At 67.8% G+C, this 10,770-nt stretch carries 11 protein-coding genes and 1 pseudogene; 6 read left to right on the top strand and 6 right to left on the bottom strand.

The window, feature by feature from the left end:
• Positions 1-747: 747 nt before the first annotated feature.
• Positions 748-1,257, top strand: coding sequence for a DUF3291 domain-containing protein (locus ASD48_RS29960; RefSeq protein ID WP_057604879.1), 510 nt, complete (start codon positions 748-750; stop codon positions 1,255-1,257).
• 526 nt (positions 1,258-1,783) lie between these two features.
• Here ASD48_RS29960 and ASD48_RS43765 read toward each other — a convergent pair.
• The gene (locus ASD48_RS43765; protein ID WP_107104430.1) at positions 1,784-2,524 is read right to left on the bottom strand and encodes a helix-turn-helix transcriptional regulator; all 741 of its coding nucleotides are present in this window, start codon (positions 2,522-2,524) and stop codon (positions 1,784-1,786) included.
• 206 nt (positions 2,525-2,730) lie between these two features.
• Between ASD48_RS43765 and ASD48_RS29950 the strand changes: the two genes are divergently transcribed.
• Positions 2,731-2,940, top strand: a complete 210-nt coding sequence (locus tag ASD48_RS29950; protein WP_057604876.1) for a hypothetical protein — start codon at positions 2,731-2,733, stop codon at positions 2,938-2,940.
• Between the two features lie 150 nt (positions 2,941-3,090).
• The gene (locus ASD48_RS29945; RefSeq protein ID WP_157880732.1) at positions 3,091-3,429 is read left to right on the top strand and encodes a hypothetical protein; all 339 of its coding nucleotides are present in this window, start codon (positions 3,091-3,093) and stop codon (positions 3,427-3,429) included.
• 190 nt (positions 3,430-3,619) lie between these two features.
• Here ASD48_RS29945 and ASD48_RS44900 read toward each other — a convergent pair whose 3' ends face one another.
• Complete coding sequence (locus ASD48_RS44900) at positions 3,620-4,141, bottom strand: hypothetical protein (RefSeq protein WP_199876019.1); 522 nt, start codon at positions 4,139-4,141, stop codon at positions 3,620-3,622.
• Between the two features lie 41 nt (positions 4,142-4,182).
• Between ASD48_RS44900 and ASD48_RS29935 the strand changes: the two genes are divergently transcribed.
• Both ASD48_RS29935 and ASD48_RS29930 read left to right on the top strand, forming a co-directional pair.
• Entirely contained in the window at positions 4,183-4,413 is a 231-nt protein-coding gene (locus ASD48_RS29935; protein WP_199876017.1) for a hypothetical protein, read from the top strand.
• Positions 4,414-4,507: 94 nt separating this feature from the next.
• Entirely contained in the window at positions 4,508-4,855 is a 348-nt protein-coding gene (locus tag ASD48_RS29930) for an ASCH domain-containing protein (protein ID WP_057604870.1), read from the top strand.
• 749 nt (positions 4,856-5,604) lie between these two features.
• On the opposite strand, the pseudogene ASD48_RS43760 reads toward ASD48_RS29930, so the two are convergent.
• Positions 5,605-5,724: pseudogene (locus tag ASD48_RS43760) on the bottom strand (transposase); the annotation flags it as partial.
• A gap of 284 nt (positions 5,725-6,008) precedes the next feature.
• Between ASD48_RS43760 and ASD48_RS29920 the strand changes: the two are divergent.
• A complete protein-coding gene (locus tag ASD48_RS29920) occupies positions 6,009-6,359 on the top strand; it encodes a VOC family protein (RefSeq protein WP_057605054.1) in 351 nt (116 codons plus the stop codon).
• 127 nt (positions 6,360-6,486) lie between these two features.
• On the opposite strand, the gene ASD48_RS29915 is transcribed toward ASD48_RS29920, so the two are convergent.
• The 3 genes from ASD48_RS29915 to ASD48_RS29905 form a co-directional block, all read right to left on the bottom strand.
• A complete protein-coding gene (locus ASD48_RS29915) occupies positions 6,487-8,160 on the bottom strand; it encodes a peptidoglycan-binding protein (RefSeq protein ID WP_242432768.1) in 1,674 nt (557 codons plus the stop codon).
• 1,013 nt (positions 8,161-9,173) lie between these two features.
• Complete coding sequence (locus ASD48_RS29910) at positions 9,174-9,434, bottom strand: protealysin inhibitor emfourin (RefSeq protein ID WP_348983236.1); 261 nt, start codon at positions 9,432-9,434, stop codon at positions 9,174-9,176.
• Positions 9,435-9,459: 25 nt separating this feature from the next.
• On the bottom strand, positions 9,460-10,494 hold the full coding sequence (locus tag ASD48_RS29905; RefSeq protein ID WP_057604864.1) for a M4 family metallopeptidase: 1,035 nt from the start codon (positions 10,492-10,494) through the stop codon (positions 9,460-9,462).
• Positions 10,495-10,770: the final 276 nt, after the last annotated feature.

Below are 10,770 nucleotides of genomic sequence, written 5' to 3'. Positions count from 1 at the left end.
GCCGTTCGCCCCTCTACCAGACGGAGCAACCCTTGCCCTCGCGGACAGCTTCACGCTCTCCAAGGATGCCCCGGGTGGACCGCCAGAGACACGAAAAGAGCTGATATCGCGATAAACAGCCAACAGTTCGGCTAGGACGCATTGCTGGGACGACTGCAAACGCTGCCATCCCGTCGACACTTGGGACGACGAATGGGCCCTGATCCAGACCCTGTTGCCGATACCGGCCTGCGAGACGTGGGCGGGTGGCCGTGCTCCCCGCAGACAGCCGGCAGGCCAGCGCCGTGACATCGGCGTCCTGTAGCGGTGTGCACGAAGCGGGACGGACGCAGCGTTGGCAGTCTTGAGCCCGGCCAGGCCCGTCTGAGCGAACCGGCCACGCCTGCGGCGCACGGTGTCCGAATGCAGCCCCGGGTCCCGGGCGACGCATGCGTGGGGGCGTCGACGCTCGGCGTGCAGCACCACCTGTGCACGAACCAGCCGGTGCTCGGTCCTGTGGCCGTAGGCCGTCTTCGCCGGCTTCTTCCACCACACGGCCACGTGGACAGGGAAAACGCAACTTCGACAGCGCCCGCGGAGGCGGCTACCTTCACCTGGTCTTCGGCGATCGCCCATGGTCACGCAGGAGTTCGTCCAGGCTGAGCCACCCGCGACGGGATGAGTCGGCATGCCCCACGAACCCTCGCCCACCATGCGACAGCCACCGAACCGGGTCCACGCCAGGCAGCCCCAACCAGGGAGAGACGCATGCCCCATCTTGCTCTGTACACATTCGGCGTCCTGAAGTCACCTCTCGCCGATCCCGCACCTCTCACGCGCGAGTTCTACGAAATCGGCGAGACCGTCTACCGAAAGATCGGTCAGCACCCCGGATACCTCGCGCGTGCCGAAGCGGCAGGCGGAGACCCGGGCCTGCTCTTCGAGGCGGACTGGGGTGCATGGGGAGAGTTCGCCGTACCGACCTGGTACGACAAGGGTCGTACGGTGGAAACCACCGCCCTGGCCGCGACACTCTCACTGTGGACCGACCTGCGCCCGGCCCTCGAAGCCGTCTACACCGGTCTGCACCGTGAGGCGCTGAACAGGCGTTACGACTGGTTCGAGAGGACGGAACACCCGAATTACGTGTGCTGGTGGGTCTCCGACGGCGTGATACCCACCTGGCAGGAGGGGGTGTCCAGGCTGGAACACCTCCACGACGACGGCTCCGCGCCGCACGCCTTCACCTTCCACCAATCGTTCGCCCCGGAACGGTGAGCACGACGACGTCGACCCTGCGCTTGGCCGCGGGCTCTTCCCTGCTCACCTTGACCTGTCCTTCATTCGCTGGGGCTGCCGCGTGCCACTCGCCGGCGAGCGCGCGCCGACCTGGAGTGGGACGCGATGGGCCCGGACGTTGTCCTGGTTGCACGGCCCATCGCAGCGTAGCGCCCCCAATGTCTGCAGAAGCCAGCCAGGCCGTCGCCGGCAAACAGAACCCGATCCTCCTCGACCTTTCCTCGCGGCCACCCACCCCAGAGACAAGAAGAAGCACTCCCACATGACCGACCACAGCAGCGCCCCGGCTATCCGCTTCGCCTCCGCCTACGCCCTGCTCCGCATGGCCGCGGACTTCGGAGACCAGCGGGTTAGCTCGGCAAAGCCCGTGTCCATCTCCTGCGGTGTCGCGTTCAGGGCAGTGTGTGGAATCACGCCTGTGCCGGGCCGTGAGGCGGATGTCTCGGTTGGCTGGAGTGGTTGTCTCAGTTGACTCTCGCGGATGAAGGCGGCCGTCGTTCGAACGTCACAGCAGGGTGTCGCGAATTGCCTTGATCCTCACCCACGTGTCTCGCCATTGCTCTGCATCACCGCCCAGCACCTCAACGATGACCCTGAGGACCGTCCACTTCGGCAACTGCTTTCCGTTGAACACCGTGGAGAGCGTCGCGACACCGACAGTGCCGGGAAAGTCGCTCTCGCGGATCTGGTCTGAGAGCTGGCGCAGCGTTGGTGCGCCAGCCCTGGCCCGCAGCGCCTGTAGCTGTGTCCCCATCTCCTGCAACATTGTTTGGGACTCTGCGTCTCGCAAGCGCACCCCGCGCAACCACTCCCGCATGTCCTCCGCGACTGCCTCGTCCACCTCCTTGTTCACGATGTATTTCTTGACCGGGGTAGCAGTTTCTGGCTCTGTTGGCCGCTCTGCGGGGGAGGCGGCGGGCGTGGGGGGCGCCGGTGCCGCCCTGGGCGCCGCCTCCCCCTCGGCGCGAAGCGCCTGCAGCGCGGCTTCAGTCTCGGTGCGCCGGGTGAGCCATTCTGTTTCGCTGCCGCCCCACTGTGTGACCAGTGCGCTTAACGCGGGGCGAGTGGGCAGGCGTTGGCCTCGAAGGGCCGCATAGAGCGTGGAACGAGCGATGCCTGTGCGTGTTGCGATCTGATCCACGCTCGGGGCGGCGAAGCCTGCGGTGTCGCGCAGTGCCCGCAGTTCGAGCGCGAAACGTGCAAGAGGGCCGTCTGCCGGCGTCAAGCGCGAGGGTGGTCTGGGCATGGCACCTCTAGATTCTGTTGTCCCGTATTTTCGCGAATAGAGCGCAGATTATGCTCGCATTGTCTCGGCCAGTTGAACAAGGTCAAGGGGGCAACACATGCTGGTAGGGCACAAATTGACCAGCCGTCGGCGTCCCCAGCCTCGCAATCTCATGAGGTCGCCGGCGGCCAGCTAGCCGACTCCGTCGGCAGAATGGGCGTGACCGCATGGGCCAGTCGCTCTCTCATCGTCTCCCGTTGCTTCCCTGGGGGCGCAAGGGCGCCAAAGACATTGGTGTCGTCGTGGTGATCGTCATCGTCTCCATGAGCCTGTCCGCAGCGCAGATTGCCGCATGCGCGGGTCTGCTCAGCGCGGTTGCCAGCGTGATGGCACTCTCCCGTCGTCACGAGGGCGGTGTGCTGCGTCAGCAAGCCTGATGCCCTGCGGCGGGGGACGACGCTTTGGGTGTCGTCCCCCCGTCAATGTCCGGGCGCTGGCGCCGAGGATTTATCGTCAAACGTGCTCAAAGTGCGTCGGGCCCGTTGGAGTTCGTCGTCCTGGGCGGCTAGGACCGACAGGGCGACACGGTGGCTTTCCATGAGCCTGGCGAGCGCAGTGTGCGTTTGGGCGAGTTTCGTGGTGAGCCGTTGATTGTGCTCCCGGGGCCGGGCGATCCGTGCCTCGCGTGGGTCGGGCTGCTGCCCGGTGGCCCAGACGGCGGCCCGCCGTTTCTCGAATTCGTCCTTGAGGTGACCCCAGGTCCGATGGAGGGACGCGCGGGAGATCTCGGCCTCGCGGGCGAGCGTCTTGACGTAGCAGGCCCCGCCCGCCGGGATCTGCCCTACCAGCAGCCGATCGATGGCGGCGCGGGTAAGCCGCTCGACCTGTTCACGTTGTTCGGCGTGTCATCCGGCCACCAGCATTAGCAACGCGAGTTGTTGGACGGGATACGCCAGACGCGACTGGCTCGACTACAGCGCGTCCCGCACACAGATCTGACCGCTCCCCCGGCCGGCGGCCATGGTCCAGAGAGACCACCACGGATTGAGGGGCTCCACGAGTTCTTTGGTGGCGACGGCCACGAGACGCGCGGGCGCATCACCATGGGGGCGGTGGTCAGTGCCTCGCCCCAGTAGCGGCGCGCGGTGTCCTGTTCGCCTGCGTCGTAGTAGAGCCATGCGCAGTGCTCGGCGGTCCCCCGGCAAGGAGTTGGAGCTGACGGCCGATCGTCTCCGGACAGGTGCTGGTGTTGACGACCCTGCGGACGCGCGTCAGATGCCGGACGGCCAGCGAGCGGACGTCGCCGCCGCCGTGGGCGTCGTCGAGGGTGTACAGGAAGTGCAGCCCCTCGCGGAGCGCCACTATGTGTGCGGTTTCCACCGCGTCGGACGAACCGAGGGCGAGACCGGCGGCGACGCCTAGGGAGTCGGTGACGAACGCGCGGCGGTCCATGGGCACCCCCTCGGTGTGGCTGGGTGACGTTTTCACGGTCACACTCGGTTCCGGGCCGGGAAATCCGGCGTCCAGCGGACTCACGCCGAACAGCGCGTCCAGCACCTGCCAGGCCCGCGGTCGAGGCCGGGGCCGGGGCGGATCAGGCCGGCGCCAGCGCCGGAACTGCCAGTCGGTGACCGCCATCTGCTCGCCGACCAGACGTGCCGACCGGGCGGCGGGGGGAGATGGTGACCCTCGCGTCGGAGGTCACGTTCGGGGAGCTGGAGGAATTGTTCGGTGCGACCGGGGTGGAGGGGGAGATGCGGACGTTCCCCACGCCGACCGACCAACTCACCGTCGTCGTCGGCGAGTATCCTCAGGGCGTCGACTACACCTTCGTCGTCCCGGACCCCGCCGCACCGGACAGCGCGACCCTGGACAGTGTGATCGCGAAGGATCTCGACCACACCTGCTAGTGCTGCGACCGGAAACGTTCACCGGCCCGGGGCCCAGGGCATCCAGCGGATTGTGTGACACGGAGGGTTTGCTCGTTCCGTTAGGGTGCGCCGAATGGACGACAGCAGTTCATGGCAGCACTCAACGGCGACTCAGACCCTGTACTTCCATCCTGACTATCTCGATGCAGTACGCGCCGAACAGAAGACGACCACGGTGCGATTCCGTGACCCGGTGGCGATGGGCCCGGTGAGCCTGGTGTTCGAGCTGGACGACGAGGTGGCACTACCGGGTGTCGTCACGCAGGTCACTGCTAAAACGATTGCTCAGTTGAGCGAGTCGGACGCCCGAGCCGACGGTTTCCGTGATCTCGCCGAGCTTCGCGACAGACTGCGGTTTCACTACCCCCAGATCGAGCCGACCGACACCATCGTCATCGTGCACTTCCGGTTGGCGAAGTAAGTGGTCGTCCCGTTTGGCCTTCCAGGCGACGTGGTGGGCGTCTAAGACTGTCGTGGCCAGCAGGGTTACATCCCGCGCTCGGGCCCGTACCACGGTTCTGGTCGTTCGTCGGCGGTCATGGGAAGGCGGCGCAGTTGTACCGGGCCGGGATAGAAGGCTGAGGTGTTGGGGCCGGCCATGTCTTCGCCGATGAGGTAGCGGTAGAGCCATTCGGCGAAGCTCATGTCGTACCGTCCCCAGCCTCCCTCGCCGTCTTCGACCATGATCCCGGAGAACGTGTCGTCCGCAGCCATGAGGAACAGCGTCTCGCCTCGGTTGGTGCTGGCGATCGGCCACAGTCCGTTGCGTGTACCGAAGCTCAACTCCGTAAGTCCGAATAGCAGGCGAGGGTCCTCGTCCGGGTCAAGGTCGTCCCAGGGAACCTCGGACCATGCACGGGCCGTGTCTCGTATCCAGTCGCCCAGATTCCAACGTGCGGTCGCGGGGTGGGGCAAGGACAGGTGGCCGTTGAGCTGGATGGGAGCGTATGCGTCCACGAGGGTCTGGTAGTCGGTCGGCAGCCGGATGTCGAGCTTCGCGTGGAGACGGTCCCAGGCGGCGGCGTCCGCGTAGCGGTTCTGGGCCGGGCCGAGCATCGCCATGACTGCGGGCAGGTATGCGGTCATGACGCTCCTTGCTGGTGTGTCGTCTTTTGCAGCAGGATCATCCCAGCTCGGAGGTCTCACCGGGCAGGCTGACAGCCTGCGATAGCAGATCAGAGCCGCAGCGATGCCGGCGAATGCCAGGAACTGGTCGGCCTTGCGCTCGTAGCGGCGGTGCAGGCAACGGCATCCGCACAGCCATGCCACGGCGCGCTCCACGGTCCAACGGAGGGCCCGTCAGGACGACCCGCCCACCCCCTCAGGAGGACCCGATGTCGACTCGCTACCGCATCATCAAGCTTCGCAGCGGCCGGGGGCGTGGAGGACATTCGCACTGGCGCCGTCTGGACCGGCATGGTCCGCGTCGGAGCCGTCCAGCTAGCCGACCGTCTCAACTCCGGCTTCGTCGGCTCCGTCGTCGTGTCATCGAATGCATGAAGTCTTCTTGGACCTGCGCGTGCCAGGATGCCGAGGACACGACCGCGCGCACGTCGAAGGGGCAGGAGCACGTCATGATCAGCGGTGCACATGTCATCCTCTACAGTCAGGACGCCGAGGCTGATCGCGCGTTCCTCCGTGACGTCCTCGACTTTCCCGGCGTCGACGCGGGCGGCGGTTGGCTCATCTTCAAGCTGCCTCCGGCTGAGGTGGCCGTGCACCCGACCGACGGCCCGCCCCAGCACGAGTTCTACCTGATGTGCGACGACCTTGATGCCCAGCTCGGCGAGTTCCGCGCGCAGGGCGTCGAGATCACCCGCCCGGTCAGCGAACAGCGGTGGGGCAGACTGACTGCGATCCGGCTCCCCAGCGGCGCCGAACTGCCGCTGTACGAACCGCTGCACCCCGTCGCCCACAGTCTTTGAAGCCAGCACCGTGCCGTCCTGCTTCGGGCCGGGGAAACGGTAGCCCACCCCACCCCTTTCCTGGTCGGGTCCCATCGGTTCGGCTTCGCAACCGGTGGGACGGTGGATACGGGCGCTGGATCGCCGCTCAGCGGACCCTGATGAAGACCACGTCGTAACCGTTGTTCGTGCCACGGGACTTGACATAGACGCCGTCGCTGCCACCGGCGGGATTGCCCGTGTTGCCCTCGACGGTGGTGAACGACGATCCGGAGACGGTCCGCACGACGCCTATGTGCTCATTGCCGCCGGTGAAGTCGCTGCCTCCATCCCAGTCGAAGGCCACGATGTCGCCCGGCTGCGGGGCTGTCGTCACCGACAGGTGGTAGTTGCCGGCCCGTGCCTGCTTCACCCAGCCCGAGACATAGGAGTTGCGGTAGGAAGTGGCCCCGGTCTGCTTAGCCACCCAGCTCACGAAGGTCGCACACCAGGCGTAGTTGCTGGTGGACAGCGAAAGGCCCACGGCCGACCCGTAGCTGTTCGCGCGGGCGCTGCCCTCGACGGTGCCGACCTCGGCCTCGGCCACGTCGAGAATCTTGGCGTACCCGCCGCCGGGCGGGGGCGACGACGGCGGGGTGACCGCACCGTACAGTGCCGCTTTGGTATTCGGTCCCACGTGGCCGTCGGCCGAGAGACCCTTCTCGGCCTGGAAGTCCCTGACGGCACTGTCGGTCAACGAGCCGAAGTCGCCGTCGACGGCGAGATCGGCACCGTGGTGGTTGAGCAGACTCTGCAATTCGGTGACACAGCCGCTGTGCTGACCCTGCACGATCTCGTTCGGGCAGGAAGCGGAGTTCAGGTTGACCGGCGCGGGTGCGCCGTCGCCGCCACCGCCGCCGATGTTCGAGTACAGGGCGGCCTTGGTGCTGGGACCGACCTCGCCGTCGGCGGCGAGGCCGGTCGCGGACTGGAATGCCTTGACGGCCGCCAGGGTCGCGGGGCCGAACTCGCCATCGACGTCGAGCTGCCGGCCCTTGCCGTTCAGCAGGGCCTGCAGCGTGGCGACGCAACCACCGCTCTGCCCCTCCACGATGTTCTCCGGGCAGGACGCCGACCTCAGGTCCAGGCTCGTCGACGGCGACTCGTCGGTGTCGTAGAGGGCTCGCTCGGTGTTCGCGCCGACCTGACCGTCGGCCGTGAGGCCGTGGGCGGACTGGAAGCTTCGGACGGCGCTCGCCGTCCCGGCGCCGAAGTCGCCGTCCACGTCGACCGCGTAGCCGTGGTGGCGCAGCAGGCGCTGCAGTTCGGTGACGCATCCGCCCTTGTCGCCCTGAACGACGTTCGCCGGACACGAGGAGGACAGAAGGCTGATGGGGGCGGGCGCCGAGCCTCCGGTCGCGTACAGCTTGCTCTTGGTCGCGGGGCCCACCCGTCCGTCCACGGCGATCGCGGTGGCGGCCTGGTACTCACGGACCGCGTAGAGCGTGCTCGGCCCGAACCGACCGTCCACCACCAGACCGGCGCCGTGCGCGTTGAGCAGGTTCTGCAGTTCCGTGACGCAGCCGCTCACCTGGCCCTGCACGATCTCGGTCGGGCAGGACACAGACGTCAGCTTGATCGCGACCGGCGCCGCCGCTGCCGGTTCGGCGCCGAGCACGATGCCGGCCGAGACCATGGCCGCGGTGGCTGCGAAGGTGCCGATCCGGATCCGCCACCCTGTCGTGGTGCGGAGGGCGCCCCGGTGCCCTGTGTTCTCGTTCTTGTTCTCGTTGTCGTTCTCGTTCTCGTTCTCGGCATGAGCGCGGACTGCGAGTCTTCCCATGGCTGTGAGCTCTCTCCTTCGTGGGTCGATCGGCGCCGTCCGGCACTGTTCGTCCTCACGGCCGGTGTTCAAGTGGCCTGCGGACGGCGCGGACGAGGTGGTCTGTGCACGCGGTCGTGCGGGGAGACGGCATGACGGTCCCGGAGAAGTCACGTCCGGGGACGCAGCTCCTGGAGCGCCCGCGGACCGTGGCCCGCCCTCCCCTGCGGGACGGGCCACGGAGCCTGGTCACGCGGCGGCGGGGTGACTCGGCGCCCTGGCCGAGACCTGCGATCGCATGCGTCGGCCCCCCTTGACTCGTCGGGCGCACCTGCCCTGGCTGTGCACACGTGGCGAGACGAGAGTGGAGCGTGAGTCGCGAGGGCACCACCGGTATGGCGGAGATGACGTCATGACGGGACGCCCCCCGGCTCTGACCTGCAGAGAAGCAGACCCGGATGACGGCTCGGCGGGACGGTTACGGCCGGAGCCGACAAGGAGGACGGCCAGGCCCTCCCCGACGAACCGACGAACTGTCCGGTGCCTCGGGCCGGTTCCCACCGGTCGTCTCCCCCACCGCGGCCCGCATCGATGCAGCGTGGCAGGTCTTAAGGCGCACTTCGGCACCGAGAGCAGCGCGCCGCGTGGATCGGCCTGCTCGACGACACGGCCGCCCTCGATCCGCGGCTGATCGTCCCCGGGCATCGTCCGCCGTGCACCTCGGCCGACGCGTCCGCCATCACGGCCACCATCGATGGCCTCACCGCCGTGGAAGCCGTGGAATCCGTTGAAGGGGTGTTCGACAGGCCCGCCGACGCGGCCGCGCTCCGCTTCCCGGCTCTGCTTCCCGTCTCCGCACCGCGCGCCTGCTCCGCACCCCGCGCCATGTAGACCTGGCCGACCTCGCCATCAACGCCCTGCGTCTCGCGTCTCGCCCGGAAAGCAGCGTCGTCGGCCGGCTTCGCGACAACGCCCGTGACGCGAAGCCGACCGCTCGGCCTCCTCGAACTCACATGAAAGGGGCTGTGCTCGACTCAGAAGCCCTCCCCGAGAACCCGTTCGACCAGCTGGAGCTGACCCTCGGTCAGTCCGGGATCGGTGAACTCGAGCGGAGGCTGGTCGTCCACCATCAGCGTGTAGTGGTAGGCGTCGGGCACGCCCGGCCCGGCGGGGGGCCGGTTGTCCGGCTCGGCAAGGAGCTGGTGCGCGAGCCGTTCCAGTTCCGCCCCGTCGGGTCGGCCGGAGGTGTCCACGTCGGCGCGGCGGGGCATGCCGAGCAGTCCACCGCTTCTCATCAGCCGGATGCGCATGGCGTGGGGCTCACATCACGCCGACGGCCCGCCACGCGTCCTCCACCGCGGCCAGCTCGCTCCCCGAGTTGTAGAGCTGCTTCGCCGTGTTCGCCGTGGCATCCGCAAACTCCTGGAAGGTGCAGTTCTCGGAGAGCTGCCCGGAAGTCATCGTGTCGTACCAGATGCGTCCCGCCTTCTCCCAGGCGAAGCCGCCGATGGCGGTGGCGGTCAGGTAGAAGGCGCGGTTGGGGATGCCGGAGTTGTCGTGAACGCCACCGTTGTCGAGCGCGGTGTGGACATAGCCGCTCATGTGGTCCGGCTGGGAGTCCTTGCCGCCCAGCTGCGGGTCGTCGAACGCCGACCCCGGGGCCTTCATGGACCGCAGGGCCTGGCCGCGCACCGCCGGGGTGAAGAGGCCGGCCCCGATCAGCCAGTCGGCCTGCCCGGCGGTCTGCTGTCGCGCGTACTGCTTGACCAGCGAGCCGAAGACGTCGGAGACCGACTCGTTGAGGGCGCCCGACTCGTCCTGGTAGACGAAGCCTGCGGTGTACTGCGTGATCCCGTGCGAGAGTTCGTGGGCGATGATGTCGTGGGAGAGGGTGAAGTCGTTGAAGACACGACCGTCACCGTCTCCGAAGATCATTTGACTGCTGTCCCAGAGGGCGTTGTTGAACCGGCGACGATAGTGGACCGTCGCGTCCAGCGGCAGGTTGGCGTCGTCGATGGAGTGGCGCCCGTAGACGTTCTGGAAGAACGTGAAGGTGAGACCGAGGCTTTCGTAGGCACGGTTGACGGTGCCGTCCAGCGTGGGGGCCCCGCCTTCCGCCCTGACCTCGTCGCCGGGCAGAGCCATGCTGTGGTTGGTGTCGTAGATCGTCCGCGTCAGGACGAACTCCGTGGGTGGGACAGGTGCCGCCAGGCTCGGCGTGTCGATCCGGTTCTGCCGGAAGTCGGCGGCGACGGCGAGGGTTTCCCGGGCGGCCTCGCGGGCGGCGGGATGGTCCGCCGCCTCGGCCAGCTTCTCGAGGATGTACGGCGGAAGGATGCCGCAGACGGCGCGCATGGGGGGTCCCTCCTTCTTGAGAGGGCTGTTTGAGGAGAGTCACGAGTCCCCTGCGCCGGGAACTCGGAGCGGGGGCCGCGTGTTCACGCGGGCCGGACAAGTCCCATGCTTCTTATTCTGCGCCGGTGGGCGAAGTCGCGCATGCGGAGCGCGTCGTCGCGGGGCCGGTCGGTACCGCGGAGAACCGCGAAGACGCGCCACGCTCATGCCGGCCGCACCGAGGCGCATCCGCCCGAAATCCGGGGGCCGCGTTCGGTCCCGCCGTACGACCTGATC

This window comes from Streptomyces sp. Root1310, from assembly GCF_001426425.1.
Lineage (GTDB): Bacteria > Actinomycetota > Actinomycetes > Streptomycetales > Streptomycetaceae > Streptomyces.
Note: the sequence above shows the minus strand (reverse complement) of the source record. Positions and strands in the feature narration are given on the sequence as shown.